Consider the following 21,784-nt stretch of genomic DNA (forward strand, 5'->3'; position numbering starts at 1 on the left):
GGCTTGTATAAAATGGATCATCCTGCCATTCCCACATTGCTTGCGTGCATTCTTTCGCTTTATCCCTTGATGAAAATTTTTGCGCGCGTTGGGTTGCCGCGCATTTTCGCATTGCTTGTGTTTGCATCGATGGTTATTCCGTTTTCGGGTTACCTGCTGACGGCGCTGATGCTCACGCGCCCATGGCCGAAATTTCCAAAGGCCGAACCAAAACCCAAACCTGTTAAACTGGAAATTGTATAATGGAACAGCTTAAGCCAATTCTGGATGCGCTTTATGCCCCGCAAGCATGGTTCCTTGCGCAGTCACATTACGTGTCGATGACCATTGTGGGCCTAATTATTGCCGCTACGCTTACATTATCTGGTTTTGTGCTCGCTCGCCTTGGCTACAAGCCACTTTGGGCATTGCTGCTTATTGTGCCAACCGCTAGTGTAATCAGCTTATGGGTTTTGGCGTTGGTGAAGTTTCCAAGAGAGAAGTAGCCAGATAGATAGCAACGAAGGAGAGTATTCATGTCAGCTGCAAATAACACAATTAAAACAGTTATCATAACCGCGATTGTCGTTGCGGTAGTTCTGGTTGGCGCTTATGTGCTGATGCAGCCACCGCGTCCTAAGACGCTGGGCGAACGTATTGATGCTGCTGCTGAAGAAATCTCTAAGGGCATGGATAAGGCGGCAGGAAGCTTTGATGATCGTTCGCCAGCGCAAAAAGCAGCGGATGATGCAGCTCAGGCAGCAAAAGAATTCGGCGATAAAGCAAAAGCCGCGTTCGATAAAAAATAATTAGTCTTTGAAACGATTACTTCTTGGGAAGCCTTGGGGCGGTAAGCGGCCAGCTTGCGCACGTTCGCCGCGCCATTCCTTCAAGTCATTAAAGGCATAATTGCGTCCGTTATTAGTGCAGTTAAGGCCGTCCTTGTATGTAAAGGTCATAACATCTGAAAGTCCGCCATCCTTGTATTTTTGCAGGATAACGCCTTTACCGCGGGCCATTTCTGGCACTTCGATCAATGGGAACAGCAACAACTTGCGGTTGGTGCCAATCACAGCCACCGTATCGCCGTGCACTTCACAATAGGCCACAGCGCGTTCGGGCGCTTCCACATTCAAAATCTGTTTGCCGTTCTTGGTTTGCGCCAGCACATCTTCGGCTTTTACGATAAACCCGCGGCCCTCATTGCTTGCGACAAGATATTTATGTTCTGGGTTGTAAACCGCGAGCGCAAGAATATCTGCATCATTTGGCAAATCCAGCATCAGCCGAACAGGTTCACCATATCCACGCCCACGCGGCAGCTTATCGCCGCCCAGCGTGTAGAACCGGCCATTGCTTGCGAACAGTAATATCTTATCCGTTGTTTCCGCCTGTAGCATGAGGGCGTGTTCATCGCCTTCCTTATATTGCAAGGTTTTGGCATCAATATTATGTCCGCGCATTGCACGCACCCAGCCCTTGGCGGAAAGGAAAATGCTGATGGGTTCGCGTTCAATCATCGCTTCAATCGGAACATCGGCAATTTCAGGGGCAGTTTCAAACTTGGTACGGCGTTTATCTCCTGCTTTTTTGCCAAAGCGTTCCTTGATACCGGCAATTTCACCATCAATATGTTGCCAGCGTAGCTTTTCATCAGCGAGAAGTTTCTTAAGTCCAGCTTTTTCAGCTGACAGGCTTTTTTCTTCGCCCTTGATTTCCATTTCTTCCAATTTGCGTAATGAACGCAAGCGCATATTCAAAATCGCATCGGCCTGATTATCAGTCAGCTTGAAGGTTTTAATCAAAATTGGCTTTGGCTCATCGTTTTCACGGATGATTTTGATAACCTTATCAAGATTGAGATAGGCTATAAGGTAACCCGCCAGTAACTCCAAGCGCGCTTCAATCTTATCAAGACGGAATTTAGAGCGCCGGATAAGTACCTGCTGGCGGTGGTCAAGAAACGCCTGTAGCAATTCGCGCAAATTCATCACGCGCGGAATGCCGTTCGCATCCAGCACATTCATGTTGATGGAAAAGCGCGTTTCCAATTCACAGGTACGGAATAGCGATTCCATCAGTACATTGGGTTCTACATTCTTGCTTTTTGGCACTAAAACGATGCGGATATCATCGCTGGATTCATCGCGGATATCATCAAGCAGCGGAACTTTTTTATTGGTGATTAACTCTGCAATTTTTTCAATCAGACGGCCCTTTGGAACCTGATAGGGAATTTCCTTGATGATAATCTGCCATGTGCCGCGTGCTTGCTCTTCAACTTCCCATACGGCGCGCATACGAATGCTGCCGCGTCCCGTTTTATAGGCTTCCTTAATATTTGCCGCAGGCTCAACAATGACGCCGCCTGTCGGGAAGTCAGGGCCGGGCATAAAGCTCAGTAATTTATCAAAGCCGACATTCGGCGTGGTGATAACATAACGAAGCGCATCGCAAATTTCAGAAATATTGTGTGGCGGAATGGATGTTGCCATGCCCACGGCAATGCCGCTTGCGCCATTTGCTAAAAGATTAGGGAAGGCGGCTGGCAATACAACGGGTTCGCTACCATCGCCGTCATAGGTGGCGCGGAAATCGACCGCGTTTTCATTCATTCCTGCTAATAGCGCCTGCGCGACATCCGTCAGCTTGGCCTCGGTATAACGCATCGCGGCTGCATTATCACCATCCACATTACCAAAATTACCTTGCCCGCTAATCAATGGATAACGAACGGAGAAATCCTGTGCAAGGCGTACCAATGCTTCATAAACGGCTACATCGCCATGCGGGTGGAATTTACCGATAACGTCACCCACCACGCGGGCGGATTTTTTTGGCGGCAGGTTGGGTTCCAAACCCAACTCGTTCATGGCGTGCATTAGACGGCGATGAACGGGTTTTAATCCATCGCGCACATCGGGCAGCGAGCGGGAGGTGATGGTAGAGAGAGCATAGGCGAGGTAACGCTCACCCAATAAATCGGCAAAAGGTTTTTCTAAAATATCATTCGCAGCGACGAGTACAGGTGCTTTAGCCATTTAAACAAAATCCGAATCACGAAACAGACAATAAGGGTTGCGGCGCAACCATACGTTGTTTATTGACCAAATCAAGCACACGTTCGCGCTTTGCTGCCAACTGGTTCAACGCGTAGCTGGGCAAATGGTGAAATACATGCCGTTCAATAAAATGGCCTGTTAATGCAAGTCCGGCGGCAATGTCATCCCATGATGGAATCAGTACCTTGTGCATAAAATCCGGTAGAACCAGCAGCTTTTCAGCCCAAGGCTGCGCAGCGGTGCGGTTCACTGCGCGGCCCGTTTTGGGGCTGACATATGCTAAATCATCTCGCGTGCCGGTTAGCGCACAGCAACTGAAATCAAGCCCATAGCCAAGTGCGCAGAGCACTTCATTTTCAAAACGTACATACCGTGCCAAATCATCTGCGCCTTCATCAAGCGGAAGTAAATCGGAAATGCTTTGGAATAATCCCGTTAGTGGCATGCGTTCAGGGGTGGTCAGATCAACAAGCGCGCAAGCGCTAAGCAGTGTGGCAAGACCTAGTGGGCTATGCATTAGGTTGGCCGAATTATTTTTAACTGCCTCGCCCGTAAAACTTCCAAGATGTTCGGAAAGACGCGCCCGCCATGTGGCGTTTACAAGATGTCCTGGTTGCCAATGCGTCCGATGTTTTTGCGATTGGCCGCCGCGCACTAATCCTGCAAAGCGCCCATGTTCTTCTGTTAGAACGCTGACAACGGCGTCGCGTTCGCCAAAGGCGCGAAAACTCAAGACATAAGCGGGAGCAGACCAGTCCATATTGGCTTTATAAATAATGAAATAAAACTATGAATTTGATTTTTAACAATCTAGCCCGTTACATGCTTTGTTGCAATATACGGTTCGCTGGCAAGGTAATACTGACGGTTGTGCCAACACCCACGGTGCTGGCGATGGTCAATGTGCCGCCATGCAATTCAACCAATGCCTTGGTCAATGGCAGGCCAAGGCCGGTACCTTGATGCTTACGGCTTAACGCTGATTCAATTTGTCCAAATGGTGCCAGCACGGTTTCAATATGTTCTTGTGCAATACCAATACCCGTATCTTCAACGCTTAAATGCATCGTGCCATCGGCGTTCATCTCGCCATGCACTGTGATGCTACCGCCTTCGGGGGTGAATTTGATCGCGTTGGTAAGCAAATTTACAATAATCTGTTTAAAGGCGCGTTCTTCACCACGGAAATCCGGGAAATCTTTCGGAATTTTTACAATCAAATGTTGTTTGCTCATCTTCGCGCGCGAAGCTACAAGGCGCAGCGCTGTTTGTACAACACGGTTGATATTGATAACGCTTTCTGCCAAGTCGCGCTTGCCCGCTTCGATCTTGGACATATCCAGAATATCATTAATCAGCGATAACAATAACTCGCCGCTGTCATAAATATCTTTGGCGTATTCAACGTATTGTTGCTGGCCAACCTTGCCGAATAATTCATCCTTGATGATCTCAGAAAAGCCGATAATCGCATTAAGCGGCGTGCGCAATTCATGGCTCATATTGGCAAGAAATTCCGACTTGCTGCGGTTGGCATAATCCGCCTGTTCTTTCGCTGCGATAAGCGCTTGCTCGCTGCGGCGGCGCTGTGTGATGTCGTTAAATGTTGCTTCAAAATGCAGTAATTGGCCGTTTTCATTGCGCACAACGTGGCTGTTAATGCTGGCCCAGATAATCTCTCCGTCCTTGCGGCGCATCGCTGCTTCAAAATCCCGCACCAGTCCTTCATTGGTTGTATCTCTTATCCATTGCTCGCGCTGCGCGGCGTCCACAAATAGTTTATTATGGAAATCCGGCTGGCTTGCCAACAATTCGACAACATCACGGTAACCCAGGAGTGTTGCCAGAATGCGGTTCGCATTAAGCCATTCATTGCGTGGAGAAATCTGGCAAATGCCGATGCTGGCGTTTTCAAAAATGGCACGGTATTTACGTTCGCTTTCGCGAAGCGCGGCAGCCATTAATTCGCCTTCCACAATCCGTTGTTCAAGTTCGCTAACCGTTTTGGTCAGCGATTGCGCCAGAGCATTCACTTCATTGCCGCGCTGGTCGGTATTCCATAAATTATATCCGACCAAAAACGTAATCAGTAATCCCGTCAGCAACGCGACATAGGGGAGCACAATTACCCATAAAATAAATTTATTTGGCGATGCACCAAAACGCAGTAATAGCGCGATATCACCTATATAGAGGGATATCTCGCTGCGGATGAGTGCGCTAAATCCTTCGTTGCCTGATGCTTCGATATGGGCGAGGCGTTTGGTGCCGTCAGGTGTATAAAGTGCCAATTCATCAAGCGAACTGCTGGACAATACCGTTTTTATATCATCCAGAAATTTTTGTACATTCAGCGCAGCAAACACATGTGGTACATCATACGTATCGTTCTTCGAAAAGCCACGTTCGGAGAAAACCAGATAGGTTGATTTCCATTCGGCTTTACGCGGAAAATCACCGACAAAAATCCGTTCGTTCAGTCGTTTGCCATCCGCAATCGCTTCGTTCCATTCATTGGGCATTTGCGGCAAATCGATATTCATCGCATTCTCGCCCAGCTGCATTACGCTGCCTTTTTTAACAATAAAAAACGAGAGATAGGGAAGATTATCGGCCTGATCATCAAATAGCTTGGAAATTTCTTCGCTGCGCAGCCCGTTATTTTGGCGCAGTGTATTTTGAATATGAACTAAAAGGCCTAGCTGCTTTTGTGCCTGTTCTTGTTCCAGCATCACCAGTTTATGGGTAACATCCGCAAGCTGAGAACTGACATACCACTGCCCAAAAAGTTGCATCATCCAGAACAATGCGAAGGATATAACCAGGCCAATTGCGGCAACCGGCACCACAAACCGTGCAGAATTGTAGTCAACGCTCACCTCTTTTTGAGCATCCTCTGCGGTTAATTGAAATGGCGACTGCAAATGGGTCATAAACTTGAAACGAACGGGCAAGCACCGGTTTGATGCGTGAAATAATTATCGCATAGATGGCATTAAAAAAAGAATTAAGAAATAAGACCGATATTAAGGAGAGGATTTTTCCCCTGTCAGTATTTCTTGTGTATTCAATGCTTTGGCGAGACGGCTTTGCGCTTCACCGGGCTTAAGCGGCTTTTGTTGATTATCATGCGGTGCCCATCCTGCAATGAAGATGATATCGAATGTCGCATCAATTTTTTCGGACGGACCGTTTTCCGATTTGCCAGATTCTGATTTGGTAGCGTAACGATTTCGATATATCCGGTCAGCTTCAATAAACAGTTCACTTGGCATAAACCGCTTATCGCGGGAGTTGAGAATATTGCTTTCGCCCATGCCGCGCAACTCGCGCATTAACTGGAAACTGTTTTGGTAGGTGAGGGTAAATCGTTCTTTGTCCACCACAGGCAATGTAAAGCCTGCACGTTGCAGAAGACTGCCGCAATCCTGAATATCGGCAAAAGGGGAAATGTGCTGGCTCACGCCGCCACGCAGTTGCATTTCCGCTTCATAAAGGCATTCACGCAATTCGCGTAAGGTTTCGCCGCCAAATAAAGCACTTAAGAAAAAACCATCCGGCTTTAGTGCTCGGCGCATTTGAATGAGTGCGCCCGGCAAATCATTAGCCCAATGCAAATTCAAATTGCTGATAATTAAATCGAACGACGCATCACGGAATGGCAACCATTCCTCATCGGCGACGCATACATGATGGGGCAATAGCTTCTTGACATCTGGCAGGGTGGGGCAGTGCACAATAAAGCGCGACGCATCCTGTTTCGAAAGTGATTTCGAGAGCGAGAAATTGCGCGAGCCCAAATCCAGTATGCGATTAAACGAACGGTTGATGCCTTGCAGCCTGTCAAGCAACTGCATGGTTACTTCTTCGAACAAAACATTGTGATCAGCAAAATTGGCGCGCGCGCGTAAGCGGTTCTGGCGCAGACGCTGGCGATTAAATAGCGCAGATGGCTGAGGATTTGGACTGATTGCGTTCATATCACTAGTTGAGTAGATTTAGATGACACTAACCAAATGGCCTTTATGATTCCAGTGGCATCGTTTTTCCAGCAGTTACAACAATCTGCAACACATGGCCTAAATGTGTTGCTGCCACCGTTGTGCGTTGTGTGTGAAGAAATGGTTGGCGAAAGCCACGGTTTTTGTGGTACGTGCTGGCGTGGGTTTACGTTCATTTCACCACCATTTTGTTCGTGCTGCGGGTTGCCATTTGAATATGAAGGCCAAAGCATCAATGATGCGGCGTTATGCGGCGCTTGCCTTGTTGACCGGCCTGACTTTACCGCTGCACGCGCTGCACTTGTTTATAATGAAGCCAGCAAAAGCGTACTGTTGCCATTCAAACATCAGGACCGAACCGATTTTGCCCGCGCACTTGCGCGTCTTCTTGCTCATGCTGGACAAGCGTTGATTGAAAAAGCCGATGCGTTGATGCCGGTACCATTGCATTTTACGCGTCTGTTTTCGCGCCGTTATAATCAATCGGCGTTGCTTGTGCACCAGCTTGCAAAATTATGTGGTAAGCCAATGGTACTGCATGCGTTAGCGCGCATCCGTTCTACGCATAGTCAGGGACATTTATCCCGTGAGCAACGCTATTCGAATGTCAAAAATGCTTTTCGGGTGCGCCCAAATGCACTTGCGCAAATTGAGGGAAGAAACCTATTATTGATTGACGATGTGCTAACAACAGGCGCTACCGCCAATGCATGCGTTATCGCTTTGAAAAAAGCCGGTGCGGCCAATGTAGATGTGTTGACGCTGGCACGGGTGGTCAAAGCCCATAGTTAGCCCTATATTAAGTGGGTAATGGTTTAAGGAGTTTCCATGGCACATATCACCGTTTATTCAGGCCCCAACTGCCCGTATTGTGAACGCGCAAAAGCCTTGCTTAAAAAGAAAGGTGTAGCTTTTGATGTCATCGATGTAAAAGCGGATGCCGTAAAGTTCGAAGAAATGCTGGCCAAGTCAAACGGCAGGCGTACCATTCCGCAGATTTTTATTAATGGCACGCATGTGGGTGGATGTGATGATTTGCATGCGCTTGATGCAGCCGGAAAACTTGACCCGATGTTGGCCCAAGCATGACAGCACATCCAACACTCACCCTTTCCTGTATCCAGCTTAACTCCGTTCCCAGTCTTGCGGAAAATTTGAAAACTGCCGAAGGACTTATACGCCGCGCAAAAGAAGATGGCGCAGACATGGTGGTACTTCCTGAAAACCTCGGCTGCATGGCGCGTGAACGTAAAGTTAAACTGGCGCAAGCGCATGCAGAAACTGAACATCCTGCGGTGGTCTTGTTTGCTTCCCTTGCCCGTGAATTGAAAATCTGGATTGTCAGCGGCAGTTTATCAATTACCAAGACCCATGATAAAATGGCGAACCGATCACTGGTATTTAATCCGTTTGGCGCGATTGTCGGACGGTATGATAAAATTCATTTATATGATGCAACGCCAAAGCCCGGTGAAATATACCGCGAGTCCGGTGAAATCGTGCCCGGCAATAAAGCGGTATTGGTTGATACGCCATGGGGAAAATTGGGTCTTACCATCTGCTATGACGTACGCTTTCCTCATCTTTATCGTGAACTTGCGAAAGCTGGTGCGGTAATGTTCACCGTGCCAGCAGCGTTTACCCAAACCACGGGAAAAGCGCATTGGCATACCTTATTGCAAGCGCGCGCAATCGAAACAGGCTGCTTTGTTTTTGCTGCTGCGCAAACCGGAATGCATGATGGTGGACGTAAGACATACGGGCATAGTCTCATCATCTCCCCATGGGGAGAAATTCTTGCCGATGGCGGAGAAGAAGTAGGTATTATCACCGCCACAATTCAACTCGGCAAAGTTGCGGAGGCACGCAAGGCCATCCCTTCCCTGAAACATGATCGTGATTTCGATTTAGAATAATTCCATACGCGGAATTGATAATAAATACGCTTGCACCCAATCTGAAATACTTCGTTAACTAATGAAAGTATAAAATATTCATAAGTGACGCGGTCACCTTACTCTTGCAAATCTGAATATTTTCAATTCGTTCTGTCAATCCGAGGCAAGCCATGAAATTCCTGAACCATATGCGTTTGATGCACAAAATTCTAGTTATCGTGGGCATCTTGCTGCTGCCCATCGGCTTTTTGTTGTATCAGGTCGTTTCAATGAATAACGCGCAGGTGGAATTCAGCCAGGCTGAAGCTGATGGTTCAAGTTTGCTTGTTCAAGTGCGGGATGTAGAAATCGCTGCTGCCCGTGGCCGCGTTGCTGAATTGAACAAACAAAAAGATCCCTACAGTAAAATGGACAGTGAATGGGCAGAGGTGAAGAAACTCGCTGAAACTTCTCCGTTCCTCACCAAAGAAGCAATTGCTACGTTTGATGATGCCAAAAACATCGAATTCAAACTTGACCGTATCGTGGATATTGTTGGTCTTGTCGCGGATAAATCCAACCTCACACTCGACCCCGATATCGATAGTTTCTACACCATGGACAGCGTGACGGTTAAGATCCCCAGCCGTGTCATGGAAATGAGCGATGTGCATGCCATTCTTACCGGTGCAATCGAAGCAGGTGGAACCCTTTCCGAAGAGAACAAGCAGGCATTACAACTTAAGTCAGCGATGCAGACCACTTACTCTGATGGATTGAATACCAATCGTGAAAAAAGCTTTGCCGGAAATGCAGACGGTTCATTAAAGGCTGCACTGGATATTTACTACAAGGAAGCAGAAGATTCAGCGCAAACAATGATTGATCTGACCAATGCGGTGTTATCCAAAGGCGATGCCAAAGATTTAACTACTGCTAAACTGAATGACGCTTATCTGGCCTTCTTGAAAGCCAACGAAATCCTTTGGGAAAAAGGTGATGCAGAACTTCAACGTCTCTTGAAGAAGCGCATTAGCGGTTTTATAGCAAAAGAAATAGAAAGTGCAATCATTACAACTGTGCTTTTGTTATTTGCCATGATCGTGATGTGGCTCGTATCGCATTCGATCACCAAGCCTATATCAGAGCTGGTCGGGATTATGAGCCGGTTGGCCAAAGGCGAATTGAATCTGGTCGTGCCCGGGCAAGATCGCAAGGAAGAAGTGGGTGATATTGCCCGTGCCGTTGTGGGAATTAGCGAAAGCGTTGCCGCCCGCTCGAAGAGTGAAGCGGAAGCCAAAGCATTGGCTGATGAACAGCGCCGTCAAGAAGCCCAACAGATGGAACATATGGCGGCAATGGAACGCAAGAAAGCCATGAACGATATGGCTGACCATTTTGAGTCAAGTGTGGGTAGCGTGGTTGATACGGTTTCATCGGCTGCAACCGAACTTCGTTCAAGCGCTGAAAGCATGACCCAAATCTCCAACCAGACAACCGACCGTGCTACGGCAGTTGCCGCTGCAACCGAAGAAGCAACTGCATCGGTGCAAACCGTGGCAACAGCTTCCGAACAGCTCTTGGCTGCGATTAACGAGATTTCACAAAAAGTTGAAGAATCCGCAGGATTCACGCGTCAGGCCGTCAGCCGTGCGCAAGCAACTAATGTAACTGTGGAAGGTCTTGCAGAATCCGCCAAGAAGATCGACAACGTCGTGAAGATGATTCAAGACATTGCATGGCAAACCAATTTGCTGGCGTTGAACGCGACCATCGAAGCTGCGCGCGCAGGTGATGCTGGTAAAGGCTTTGCGGTAGTTGCGGCAGAAGTGAAGAATCTTGCCGACCAGACCTCCAAAGCAACCGTTGATATCTCCGAGCAGATTTCGAACATGCAAACCAATACGCAGGACGCAGTCAAGGCAATCAAGGATATTTCCGGTCAGATTGGCCAAATCAACCAGATATCCGAAAGCATCGCGGCAGCGGTCGAAGAACAATCGGCATCGACAAAGGAAATTGCCCTGAACGTGCGTCAGGCATCGACCGGTACACAGGAAGTCGCCAAGAATATCGTCGAGGTTAGCCGTGCATCGAGCGAATCGGGTGAGGCCGCAGCGCAAGTACTTGGCGCATCGGGCGAGCTATCGAAGAAGTCGGAACAACTGCGCGGCCTTGTTGAAGAGTTTATCGCGCAAATCCGTAGCTAAACAAAGCTATTGAGTCGGATATGGTTCTCGAACATGATTTAGAAGTGCCCTTCACGCGAAGGGTGCTTCGTGCGATTTATTTTCTGACTTTCCACCTATGATGCAATCCATCACGCCAAGTGAAAAAACATGGCTCGCGCTGGTCGTGGATGACCATGTCTATATGCGCAGTCTGATCCGCACCATGCTGCATCAGATTGGTATCAAGCAGGTCGAGGAATTCGAAAATGCAGAAATATGCCTGCGGCGCATCAGCATGACCGGCGCTACCGTTCCTGATTTGATTGTGCTTGATTGGCACATGCAGGGGATGGACGGTTATGAATTCTGCAATACGGTGCGGCTAAACAAAAACCTTCGGGAAAAACATATTCCTATTATCATGGTTACCGGTGAAAAAGATCCGATGCTGCTGGAACAAGCAACGGATATGGGCGTGAAGGCCGTTTTGAATAAGCCTGTATCACTGCCGAAGTTCAAAGAAGCCATTCGCATCGCCATGGGCGCTCAAGCGCCGTTTAGCAAGCAGAGGCCGTAATGCTGACTATTTCCATTCCCAGTGGCGATATCATCCGGCATTTTGCAGATTTGGCTAAACATTTTTTAGCGTCGATCGCCGAAGATACATCCTTTGGTGGCGAGTATAAGCATTTGCGGATGCTTAGTTCCAAATTGAACATCGCTAAAGGGTTTATTGTCGATATTGCTGCCGCCGACGGCATTGACCAGTCCTGTACGCTTGGCTTTTTTAAAGATGCGAATTGGAATGGGCTTGCCGTGGAAATGGACCCGTTGAAATTTTCAAAGCTGGCTTTCCTTCATACAAACTTTCCAAATGCAAAACTTGCACGTGGGCGCGTAACACCATTGAATGTCGCTGCGTTGCTTCAGGGGTTTGAAGTGCCCGCCGATTTTGACATTTTGAACCTTGATATTGATTCGTATGATCTTGATGTTCTCGATGCGATGATTAAATCCGGGTTCCGGCCAAAGATTATTTCGATGGAAATCAATGAAAAAATTCCGCCACCGCTTTATTTCAATGTAAACTTTACCCCTACCCATGTCTGGCAGACGGACCATTTCTTTGGTTGTTCTCTCACCGCTGCGGCTGAAGTGATGCGTCCGCACGGATATATTTTGGAAAGTCTGCAATATAACAACGCCGTGTTTGTCCGTGCAGATTTGGCAAGAGGGCTGTTTACCGACCAGGACGTCGCAGCTGCTTATGATGCGGGCTATCGCAACCAGCCTGACCGGGTCAAATTATTCCCCTGGAATGCCGATATGGATTGCTTGCTGACCTATACCCCGCAGCAGGCTGTCGAATTTGTGAATAACTATTACAAGAAATACGCAGGCAAATATACGCTGCGTATCTAATTATTTACTCCAGCGAACCGTGGCAATGTTTGAATTTTTTGCCTGAACCGCACGGGCAGGGGGAATTGCGTTGCACCTTGCCCCATGTTGCGGGGTTCTTGGCATCAAAGCCCGTTGCCGCCACTGCTGCTGCGCCTTTTCCATAAGCCGTTGGTGCATACGAGCTGGATGAACCAGCGGCTCTGCGTGCCATGCCTTCGGGAATGCTGGCGGGTTCATCATCACCGCCGCGATTTTCAATCATCTGAAGGCCACGACGTTGTGCCAATACTTCTTCTTCGGTTGGTGCACGGGTGCTATCTGCCAGCAATCTGGATGTTGCATCGACGCGCAGCAGATCAAGCATATTGCTGAACAAATCAAACGCTTCGCGACCATACTCATTCAACGGGTCACGTTGACCATAAGCGCGAAGGCCAATCCCGCTGCGCAAATGGTCAAGCGCAAGCAAATGGTCTTTCCATACTTGATCAAGGGTTGAAAGCAAAATCAGCTTTTCAACATGATGGCGCATGCCTTCTTCAACAGCATTGATTTTAGAGGCGTATTTTTCATCGGCCGCTTTCTTGATCCGTGCTTCAAATTCACCTTCGGCAATACCATCTTCCTTGCCCCATTCTTCAACAGGTAAATCAAGATGCAGGTTGGTTTTAATACGGTCGCGCAATTCGCCAAGTGACCATTGTTCAGGATATGAATTGGCTGGCACGGCCACGCGCACCATATTTTCGATCACATCATGGCGCATGGCAGTAACTGTTTCAGATACGTTGTCGGCATTCATGATTTCGCGGCGCTGTTCATAAATCACCTTGCGCTGGTCGTTCATAATGTTATCGAACTTCAACAGGTTTTTACGGATATCAAAGTTGCGTGCTTCAACTTTTTCCTGCGCTTTCAGCAATGCGCGGCTAATCCATGGATGCTCAATGGATTGTCCATCACGAAGACCAAGGCTTGCCAAAATCGCATCCATCTTATCTGCGCCATAGATGCGTAATAAATCATCTTGCAAGGACAGGAAGAAACTGGATGTACCGGGGTCGCCCTGACGACCTGAACGGCCGCGCAACTGGTTGTCAATGCGGCGGGATTCATGACGCTCCGTACCAATTACATAAAGACCACCCGCTTGGCGTACGATTTCGCGTGCAGCTTCCACTTCCTTGCGGATTTCTTCAGCCTTCGCGCTGCGCGCAGCTTCGTCCGGAAGTGTTGCTGCTTCCTGCGCTATACGCATATCCAAATTACCGCCAAGCTGAATATCCGTACCACGTCCCGCCATGTTGGTTGCGATGGTTACTGCGCCCGGGCGACCAGCCTGCGCAATAATATAGGCTTCCTGTTCGTGGTAGCGTGCATTCAATACGTTATGCGCAATCTTGCGCTTCTTCAAAAGCTCGGAAAGCAATTCCGATTTTTCGATCGATACCGTGCCAACCAGAACCGGTTGCTGGCGCTTTCTGCATTCTTCGATTACATCAATAATTGCATTGTATTTTTCGGCAGCGGTGCGGAATACCACATCGTCATGATCAATACGCTGTACGGGCACGTTTGTCGGCATATCGACAACCGATAGGTTATAGATTTCCTCAAATTCCGCAGCTTCGGTAAGCGCAGTACCCGTCATGCCTGATAGTTTGGGATATAGGCGGAAATAATTTTGGTAGGTGATGCTGGCAAGCGTTTGATTTTCACGCTCGATCGTCACGTGTTCCTTGGCTTCCAAAGCCTGATGGAGGCCCTCGCCATAACGGCGGCCTTCCATCATACGGCCAGTGAATTCATCAATAATGACAAGTTTATTGTCTTTTACAATGTAATCCACATCGCGCGTAAACAAGGTGTGGGCACGCAAGCCCTGCTGCACATGGTGCAGCGTGTTGACGTTGCTGCTATCATACAATCCGCCGGGGTTTAAAAGACCAGCTTCGGAAAGCCAGCTCTCCATATCCACCATGCCGCTTTCAGTTAAGTTCACCGTGCGTGATTTTTCATCTTTCTCATAAACATCAGGCTTTAAATGCTTGACCAGAATTTCATCAATACGGCGGTAAAGCTCGGATGAATCCTCAGCAGGACCTGAAATAATCAGCGGGGTGCGCGCCTCATCAATCAAAATGCTGTCTACTTCGTCAACAACCGCGTAGTTGAACGGGCGTTGTACCAAATCAGATGAACGGAATTTCATATTATCGCGCAGATAATCAAAACCGAATTCATGATTGGTACCATAGGTAATATCGGCGGCGTAAGCTTGGCGTCGCTCTTCTTCATTCAAGCCATGAACGATGCAGCCGACTTTTAAACCAAGGAAGCTGTGCACGCGGCCCATCCACCCGCTATCGCGCTGCGCCAGATAATCATTCACGGTAACAATGTGAACGCCTTTGCCTGTCAACGCGTTTAAATAAGCAGGAAGGGTTGCAACCAGTGTTTTACCTTCACCGGTGCGCATTTCAGCTATTTTGCCCTGATGCAATACCATGCCGCCCAACAGCTGCACATCGAAATGGCGTTGGCCCAGTGTCCTTTTGGCGGCCTCGCGCACCACGGCAAATGCTTCGGGCAATAAACGATCAAGCTTTTCACCATCTTGTAAACGCTTGCGGAAAAGGTCGGTTTGCGCGCGCAACTCCTCATCGGACATAGCAGCGTATTTTGGTTCCAGTGCATTAATCACGCCAACAACGGGGCGGAGCTGCTTTAAAAAACGTTCATTGGCTGTGCCAAAGATATTACGGGTAAGTGCCGCAAGCATTTCAAAATTAACCTCAAAAGATGTGGGCTGGATTGCCCCTTAAAACCATCATCAGTAAGCGGGGCAAATTAGCCGAAACTTTGACCAATTGCCAACACCAAGCTTTGCCCTCGGCTTTGAATGACTCTGCTTAAGATATAGGCGGCCAAAGTGCTATGGGCAAACCCTTCATATCTTTGCCATTATTGCTTGTTACGCATCACTTTTATGAGGGACTTGCAGGCATACTGGCCTTCCGCTAGAGAATGAAAGCCCCGCAACACAAGCGATTCACACAGCCTCCAATTAACCCAACATACCCCCAAAAAAACCTGTTAAGAAAGGAACTTTCTATGTTCAACCCAAAAAAAGCACTGCCAAAGGGAATAATCGTCAGTGTTTTATTGTCGGCATTCCTTGCCCCGTTTCCAGCGATTGCTGAAGACGATGTTGTTGTAGCGCGCGTAAACGGTTCTGAAATCCGTAAATCGGATGTGATGCATGAACTCTCCGCATTACCGGCTCAGCTGCAACAAATTCCCGTTGATCAAATTTACCCGCAGCTTCTTGATCGGATGATTGATGCAAAATTGCTGCTCGCTGAAGGCTATGCAGCCAAGGTAAACGAAACGGCAGATTTCAAGGACCGCATGAAGCGCGCTGAAGAACGCATCATCACCGATGTGACGTTGCGTGAAAAAATCAAACCTATGGTTACGGATGATAAAATCAAAGCCATGTACGACAGCATTGTAAAGGCAAGCCCGAAAGAAGAAGAAGTTAAAGCGCGCCACATTCTGGTGAAAACTGAAAAGGAAGCCAAAGACATCATCGAGCTTTTGAACAAAGGCGGTGATTTCAACAAACTGGCTGCTGAAAAATCAACCGACACTGCTTCGGCAACCCAAGGCGGCGATTTGGGCTACTTCACCAAAAAGACCATGGTGAAGCCATTTGCTGATGCAGCATTCGCAATGAAAGCTGGTGATTATTCCAAAACCCCAGTGAAGTCTGATTTTGGCTATCACATCATCAAGGTTGAAGATAAGCGCGAAGCAAAGCCTGTTGAGCTTGAAAAAGTCAAACCGCAACTTGAAGCCAAGGTTTCTGATCAGGCTGCCAACGAATATATTGAAGCCATGCGCAAGAAGGCAAAAATCGAACGATTTGGCCTTGATGGTAAGCCGATGAAGGAAGAAGACAAGAAAGAAGAAAAGAAGTAATTTTTCTTCATCTTTTAACTGATACCCGCATCCCCGCTTTAGCGGGGATGCTTTTTTGAGGAACGAAAAGAAATGGCTATCAAACATCCACGCTCGCCCCTTGCGCCCAAAAAACCTGCAGCTTTAAAACCAGTGCGCGGTGTTCAGCTTGCAACGCTGGCAACAGGTCTGCGTTATACGGGCCGTGATGATTTGCTGTTGGCGGTCATGCCCCATGGCACCGCTGTCGCAGGGATGTTTACGCAATCGACCACAGCAGCTGCGCCTGTTGCGTGGTGCCGCCTGTTGCTGAAAGGCAAGAAAGCGCGCGCTTTGCTAATTAATGCAGGTAACGCGAATGCCGCAACAGGTAAGGCTGGCATTGCATTGTTGGAAGAAAGCGTGCGTGCTGTGGCATTTGAAACGGGCTGCGATGCTGGCGAAGTATTTGTTGCATCCACAGGTATTATTGGCCGCCCGCTTCCAAAAAAAGCGATTGCCAATTTTGTGCCCGCAATTGTAAAAAAATTGAAAAGCGACGCTGCGGTTTGGACCAAGGCATCCAAAGCAATTTTAACAACCGATACATTCCCAAAAACCGTCAGCCGGCGCGTTAAGATAAATGGCAAGACCATTACCCTTTCCGGTTTTGGCAAGGGTAGCGGTATGATTGCCCCGAATATGGCAACCATGCTTGGGTTTGTGTTTACCGATGCATCGATTGACGCCGGCGTTTTACAAAAAATGGTAAAACCTGCAACCGATAAAAGCTTTAACAGCATCACGGTGGATGGTGATACATCAACCAATGACACGCTTCTGGTTTTTGCAACAGGTGCAGCGCAGAACACTAAAATAACCAAAACCGATAGCAAGGATGCCCGTGCATTTGCCGCAGCACTTGAAGAAGTGCTGATGGAGCTTGCACAACTTATCGTGCGTGATGGCGAAGGCGCGCAAAAGCTTATAACCATTGATGTAACCGGCGCAGAAAACGACAAGGCCGCGCGGTTACACGCGCTTACTATCGCCAACTCCCCACTTGTGAAAACAGCCATTGCTGGCGAAGACGCAAATTGGGGACGTATTCTTGGAGCAGCAGGGCGCAGCGGCGCGCGTTTGAATATGCAGCGTGTCAAAGTTTCAATTGGTGGCTATGTCATTTGCAGAAATGGCGAGCAGATTAAAAATTATGATGAAACACCCGTTGCCAAATATATGAAGGGCCGCGATGTGCATATTGAACTTGATGTCGGTGTGGGTAAGGGCAAGGCCCGTGTGTGGACATGCGATTTGACCCACGGCTATATCGACATTAACGGCAGTTATCGAAGCTAATGTCCTGCATCGATGTCACAGCGCCAATTCCACCAAACCCAGCCAAGCTGGTGTTGGTGGTTGCGGTTGCATTGATTGACGCTGATGGCCGCGTATTGCTAGCACAGCGCCCAGCAGGAAAAGAAATGGCGGGGTTATGGGAATTTCCCGGCGGAAAAGTCAATCAATTGGAAACACCGGAAATGGCCTTGTGCCGCGAATTGCGCGAAGAACTGAATATTGAAACATCGCCCGGTTGCTTATATCCGCTTACGTTTGCTAGCCATGCTTACGAAAAATTCCATTTATTGATGCCGCTTTACGTATGCCGCATGTGGCATGGCACGCCCCAATCGGTGGAAGGACAAAAACTGAGCTGGGTGCGTATCAACCAGCTTCACGAATTTGAAATGCCGCCTGCGGATGTGCCGCTCATCGCAGCATTGCGTGACTGGTTATAACTAAGCAGCGCAAACAGAATTGCTGCTGCGATATGCCCTGATAACCACCATGCTTGTAGCAGCGAGAATGTGGTGCTCAGCATCATCAAACTGCAAAAGGCTGCCGCCACAATATAGGGCTGTGCCGTTTCATGTGCATTGTAAACGCGGTAAGTCAGCATCAATAATAATCCACCCCACAGCAATGCGCCAACCATTCCGAAATCCAGCCAGATTTGCAGAAAGATATTATGCGGATGATGACTTACCACATTTACGCCTGGTTCAAAAAATCCGCTGCCGGTGCCCGCATCGGTTTCCATTCCTTTGGAGGCATCAATGCCGTGCCCAAATAGCGGTTCTTCCAGAATATGTTGTGATGTAAATGTCCATATCTTGATGCGTGCCAGCGCTGAATCAAACAACTGGCCGGTAATTTCCTGCGGAATGAGTGGCAGTAATGTTGAAATGGGCACAATAAAAAAGCAGCCAAGGCCAATCATCACCACGAGTGCCCAACGCGCTAAAACCGGCTGGAAAAAGGCAAAAAACAAGATGCCGGTGCCAACCACCATGCCAAGCATGGATGAACGATTGGTAAGAAATGCACTCAAAATCAAAAAGCCGATAACAGCTAAGATACTTAAAACTGTTTTGCCTTTGGTCTTAAGCCATAACGCAAATGGCCATATAGAAAGCGCAAAGAGAGCTGCAGTGCGCTTAGTTATATTTTCATTGACTATCGTTGCTGCATCCAGATGTTCATACCAGCGATGGATCGGATGATCAAAAAAGCTTTCGACGCACAATAAGGCAAATCCAAAGCACCAGCTCACGACAAACAGTTTGATAAGCACATCCAGTGCCTGCGCTTTAATAAATGGCAGTGTCGTAAAAATAATCCAACAGCAGACACTGATATAAAACACATCAAATGCCGTATGCCATGCCTTGTCGTTCGGGCTCCAGAACGCGCTAAGGCAAGTATAAATTATTGCACCGCCCAGCAAGATAAAGCTGTGTTTATTGATGTTTTGAACAATTTCTTTCCAGTGCTTTTTTAGCTTGGGCAGTAACACGAGTGCCGAATAGATAATCAGCGCCATCATCCCGCGGGGCATCAACGCCATGAATGGCCCGAACATCAAAACCGGAATACATAAGAGCAGGGTAGTAATGGAAAATTGCTGGTTCATTATGTTTTGTTATTTTGGGAATTATAAAAATCGAGTGCTGATTGCAAAATGCTGTGTGCTGCCAGCTTATCAATTACCGCGTCGCGGCGTTTGTGGCGCAGCTTTGCCTCATCACTTAAAAAATCCCGCATCGTGCTGGTGGATAGGCGTTCATCATAAAAACTGATTTGGGGCTCTGCCGTAAATACATTTTTGGCTTCCAAAATCTGCGCCGCAAATGTTCGAACTTTTTTGGCCATCACGCCTTCGCTTTCATCCATGTTCAAGGGAAGCCCAATAACCAGCCCGCCCGCATCACGCTCTGCTACTAATTTGGCCAGCACAGCAATATCGTTGGCCAGCTTTCCTCTATTAATCGTTAAAAGTGGGGAAGATTGCTTAAAGCCTGGGTCGCAGACCGCAACCCCAATCGTTTTACTGCCCACATCAAGGCCCAGCAGGCATTGGCCTTTTTTAACGCGCTTTAGAATATGGGGCCACGGGTGAATAGACATTTGTCTTTCTTTACATAAAAATGCTAAATCCTGAATACCAATTATCACCCTCCAACCGTTACTTTTTCTTAAAACACATGTCGATTGATAAAAATACCGTTGCTCGCATTGCAAACCTTGCCCGAATTCGCCTGACGGAAGAGGAACAAAATGCAATGACAAAAGAGTTCCAATCCATTTTGGGCTGGATTGACCAATTGCAGGAAGTAAACACCGATGACATACCTCCACTCACTTCGGTAGTGGAAGTAACCTTGCCGCTTCGTGAAGATAAGGTGGCAGATGGCGGTTATCCGGAAGATGTCTTGGCCAATGCGCCCAAACAGGCAGCTGGCTTTTTTGTTGTTCCAAAAGTTATCGAATAAAAATCAGGATATTGCATGTCATCACTTATTGAACTCACATTGGCGCAAGCGCTTGATGGTTTGAAGACCAAGAAATTCACTGCCACGGAATTAACGCAGGCGTATATCACGGCAACCGAAAAGTGCCGTTCGCTGAATGCCTATATTGTTGAAACACCGGAACTTGCGCTGAAACAAGCGAAGGAATCCGATGCACGATATGTAAAAGGTACTGCGCTGCCGCTTGATGGGTTGCCACTCGGCATCAAGGATTTATTTTGTACAGATGACGTGCAGACAACCGCGGGTAGCAATATTTTGCGTGGCTTTAAACCGCAATATGAATCAACTGTCACCAGCCAGCTATTCCGTGATGGTGCAGTGATGCTTGGCAAACTAAACCTTGATGAATTTGCGATGGGTTCGGCAAATATTACATCGGCTTATGGTAATGTAATTAATCCCTGGAGTGGCGCTGATCCAGCGAATGCTGCGCGCAAACTTGTTCCCGGCGGATCTAGCGGGGGTAGTGCGGCTGCCGTTGCTGCGCGTTGCGCAATTGCCGCAACCGGAACCGATACCGGCGGTTCCATTCGTCAACCTGCAGCCTTCACTGGCATCACGGGTATTAAACCCACCTACGGTCGCTGTTCACGCTGGGGTATTGTTGCTTATGCTTCATCCCTCGACCAAGCAGGGCCGATGACACGCGATGTGCGAGATGCTGCTATCATGCTGCGTTCGATGGCGGGGTATGATCCAAAAGATTCAACCTCGGTTAATCGCCCAGTTCCAAATTACCTTGAAGCGATTGAAGGCGGTATTGCAGGCTTGCGTATTGGTATTCCAAAAGAATATCGCGTCGATGGAATGCCGGCGGAAATTGAAACGCTGTGGCTACAGGGTATTAAAATGCTGCAAGATGCTGGCGCCGAAATTGTCGATATTTCATTGCCGCATACCAAATATGCGCTTGCCACTTACTATATCGTGGCAACGGCGGAGTGTTCATCGAACCTCGCACGATATGATGGCGTGCGTTACGGTCAACGTGAAGCAGGAAAGAACCTGATTGAAATGTATGAAAATACCCGTGCCAAAGGGTTTGGCGCGGAAGTGCGCCGCCGTATCATGCTTGGTACTTATGTGTTATCGGCAGGTTATTACGATGCCTATTATCTCAAAGGCCAAAAAGTCCGTAATGCAATTGCCCGCGACTTCGGTCAGGCATTCAAGCAATGTGACGCCATTTTAACGCCAACTGCGCCTTCTGATGCCTTTGCAATTGGCGAAAAACAGGATGACCCGATTAAAATGTGGCTTAATGACGTATTCACAGTGCCCGTGAACCTTGCAGGATTGCCGGCGATGTCGCTGCCGGTTGGGTTAAGCGCAAATAATTTGCCGCTTGGCTTGCAGATTATTGGCCGTCCATTTGATGAATCAACCGTGCTGGGCATTGGCGCCGCACTTGAAGCTGCGGCTAACTTCAAAGCATTGCCGCCATTTCACGCATAAGATTTTTTGGGATACGAA

21 protein-coding genes are annotated in these 21,784 nt (G+C 48.1%); 14 read left to right on the top strand and 7 right to left on the bottom strand.

The features are described from left to right. Positions 1-12: 12 nt before the first annotated feature. The 3 genes from SFW65_05390 to SFW65_05400 are packed head-to-tail and all read left to right on the top strand — an operon-like array spanning position 13 to position 788. The gene (locus SFW65_05390; GenBank protein ID MDX1922541.1) at positions 13-243 is read left to right on the top strand and encodes a hypothetical protein; all 231 of its coding nucleotides are present in this window, start codon (positions 13-15) and stop codon (positions 241-243) included. Beyond that, positions 243-485 carry a hypothetical protein gene (locus tag SFW65_05395; protein ID MDX1922542.1) on the top strand — a complete coding sequence of 81 codons (243 nt, stop codon included), beginning with the start codon at positions 243-245 and terminating at the stop codon, positions 483-485. The genes SFW65_05390 and SFW65_05395 overlap by 1 nt, the downstream gene beginning before the upstream one ends. A gap of 30 nt (positions 486-515) precedes the next feature. After that, on the top strand, positions 516-788 hold the full coding sequence (locus SFW65_05400) for a hypothetical protein (protein MDX1922543.1): 273 nt from the start codon (positions 516-518) through the stop codon (positions 786-788). Here the strand turns inward: SFW65_05400 and parC are convergent, their stop codons facing one another. The 4 genes from parC to SFW65_05420 all read right to left on the bottom strand — a co-directional run bounded on the left by parC (position 789) and on the right by SFW65_05420 (position 7,021). Continuing rightward, positions 789-3,020: a DNA topoisomerase IV subunit A gene (gene parC, locus SFW65_05405; protein ID MDX1922544.1), complete on the bottom strand. Its 2,232-nt coding sequence runs from the start codon at positions 3,018-3,020 to the stop codon at positions 789-791. It lies immediately after the preceding gene. Positions 3,021-3,036: 16 nt separating this feature from the next. Then, positions 3,037-3,801, bottom strand: a complete 765-nt coding sequence (gene recO, locus SFW65_05410) for a DNA repair protein RecO (protein ID MDX1922545.1) — start codon at positions 3,799-3,801, stop codon at positions 3,037-3,039. A gap of 58 nt (positions 3,802-3,859) precedes the next feature. Next, positions 3,860-5,974 carry an ATP-binding protein gene (locus SFW65_05415; protein ID MDX1922546.1) on the bottom strand — a complete coding sequence of 705 codons (2,115 nt, stop codon included), beginning with the start codon at positions 5,972-5,974 and terminating at the stop codon, positions 3,860-3,862. Positions 5,975-6,067: 93 nt separating this feature from the next. Beyond that, positions 6,068-7,021: a methyltransferase domain-containing protein gene (locus SFW65_05420; protein ID MDX1922547.1), complete on the bottom strand. Its 954-nt coding sequence runs from the start codon at positions 7,019-7,021 to the stop codon at positions 6,068-6,070. Positions 7,022-7,057: 36 nt separating this feature from the next. On the opposite strand from SFW65_05420, the gene SFW65_05425 reads away from it, so the two are divergent. The 6 genes from SFW65_05425 (at position 7,058) to SFW65_05450 (ending at position 12,512) form a co-directional block, all read left to right on the top strand. After that, positions 7,058-7,834, top strand: coding sequence for a ComF family protein (locus SFW65_05425; protein MDX1922548.1), 777 nt, complete (start codon positions 7,058-7,060; stop codon positions 7,832-7,834). A 36-nt stretch (positions 7,835-7,870) separates the two neighbouring features. Continuing rightward, on the top strand, positions 7,871-8,131 hold the full coding sequence (gene grxC, locus SFW65_05430) for a glutaredoxin 3 (GenBank protein MDX1922549.1): 261 nt from the start codon (positions 7,871-7,873) through the stop codon (positions 8,129-8,131). Further along, positions 8,128-8,958 carry a carbon-nitrogen hydrolase family protein gene (locus SFW65_05435; protein ID MDX1922550.1) on the top strand — a complete coding sequence of 277 codons (831 nt, stop codon included), beginning with the start codon at positions 8,128-8,130 and terminating at the stop codon, positions 8,956-8,958. Before grxC ends, SFW65_05435 begins: the two co-directional genes overlap by 4 nt. Before the next feature lie 152 nt (positions 8,959-9,110). Beyond that, on the top strand, positions 9,111-11,129 hold the full coding sequence (locus SFW65_05440; GenBank protein MDX1922551.1) for a methyl-accepting chemotaxis protein: 2,019 nt from the start codon (positions 9,111-9,113) through the stop codon (positions 11,127-11,129). 97 nt (positions 11,130-11,226) lie between these two features. Next, positions 11,227-11,667 carry a response regulator gene (locus SFW65_05445; GenBank protein MDX1922552.1) on the top strand — a complete coding sequence of 147 codons (441 nt, stop codon included), beginning with the start codon at positions 11,227-11,229 and terminating at the stop codon, positions 11,665-11,667. Continuing rightward, positions 11,667-12,512 (top strand): hypothetical protein, encoded by an 846-nt coding sequence (locus SFW65_05450; GenBank protein ID MDX1922553.1) that lies wholly within the window; start codon positions 11,667-11,669, stop codon positions 12,510-12,512. The genes SFW65_05445 and SFW65_05450 overlap by 1 nt, the downstream gene beginning before the upstream one ends. 4 nt (positions 12,513-12,516) lie before the next feature. On the opposite strand, the gene secA is transcribed toward SFW65_05450, so the two are convergent. After that, positions 12,517-15,276, bottom strand: coding sequence for a preprotein translocase subunit SecA (gene secA, locus SFW65_05455; protein MDX1922554.1), 2,760 nt, complete (start codon positions 15,274-15,276; stop codon positions 12,517-12,519). Positions 15,277-15,608: 332 nt separating this feature from the next. Between secA and SFW65_05460 the strand changes: the two genes are divergently transcribed. The 3 genes from SFW65_05460 to mutT all read left to right on the top strand — a co-directional run bounded on the left by SFW65_05460 (position 15,609) and on the right by mutT (position 18,235). Continuing rightward, positions 15,609-16,478: a peptidylprolyl isomerase gene (locus tag SFW65_05460; GenBank protein MDX1922555.1), complete on the top strand. Its 870-nt coding sequence runs from the start codon at positions 15,609-15,611 to the stop codon at positions 16,476-16,478. A gap of 72 nt (positions 16,479-16,550) precedes the next feature. Beyond that, positions 16,551-17,795, top strand: coding sequence for a bifunctional glutamate N-acetyltransferase/amino-acid acetyltransferase ArgJ (gene argJ, locus SFW65_05465; GenBank protein MDX1922556.1), 1,245 nt, complete (start codon positions 16,551-16,553; stop codon positions 17,793-17,795). Further along, positions 17,795-18,235 carry an 8-oxo-dGTP diphosphatase MutT gene (mutT, locus tag SFW65_05470; GenBank protein MDX1922557.1) on the top strand — a complete coding sequence of 147 codons (441 nt, stop codon included), beginning with the start codon at positions 17,795-17,797 and terminating at the stop codon, positions 18,233-18,235. Before argJ ends, mutT begins: the two co-directional genes overlap by 1 nt. On the opposite strand, the gene SFW65_05475 is transcribed toward mutT, so the two are convergent. Then, a complete protein-coding gene (locus SFW65_05475; GenBank protein ID MDX1922558.1) occupies positions 18,172-19,410 on the bottom strand; it encodes an O-antigen ligase family protein in 1,239 nt (412 codons plus the stop codon). The two genes, mutT and SFW65_05475, sit on opposite strands and share 64 nt — an antisense overlap. Next, a complete protein-coding gene (gene ruvX, locus SFW65_05480) occupies positions 19,410-19,904 on the bottom strand; it encodes a Holliday junction resolvase RuvX (GenBank protein ID MDX1922559.1) in 495 nt (164 codons plus the stop codon). Before ruvX ends, SFW65_05475 begins: the two co-directional genes overlap by 1 nt. A 77-nt stretch (positions 19,905-19,981) precedes the next feature. Between ruvX and gatC the strand changes: the two genes are divergently transcribed. Both gatC and gatA read left to right on the top strand, forming a co-directional pair. Then, positions 19,982-20,269: an Asp-tRNA(Asn)/Glu-tRNA(Gln) amidotransferase subunit GatC gene (gatC, locus tag SFW65_05485; protein MDX1922560.1), complete on the top strand. Its 288-nt coding sequence runs from the start codon at positions 19,982-19,984 to the stop codon at positions 20,267-20,269. Positions 20,270-20,284: 15 nt separating this feature from the next. Beyond that, positions 20,285-21,766 carry an Asp-tRNA(Asn)/Glu-tRNA(Gln) amidotransferase subunit GatA gene (gene gatA / locus SFW65_05490; GenBank protein MDX1922561.1) on the top strand — a complete coding sequence of 494 codons (1,482 nt, stop codon included), beginning with the start codon at positions 20,285-20,287 and terminating at the stop codon, positions 21,764-21,766. Positions 21,767-21,784 lie beyond the last annotated feature (18 nt).

Source organism: Alphaproteobacteria bacterium (assembly GCA_033762625.1).
Classification (GTDB): domain Bacteria; phylum Pseudomonadota; class Alphaproteobacteria; order UBA9219; family RGZA01; genus RGZA01.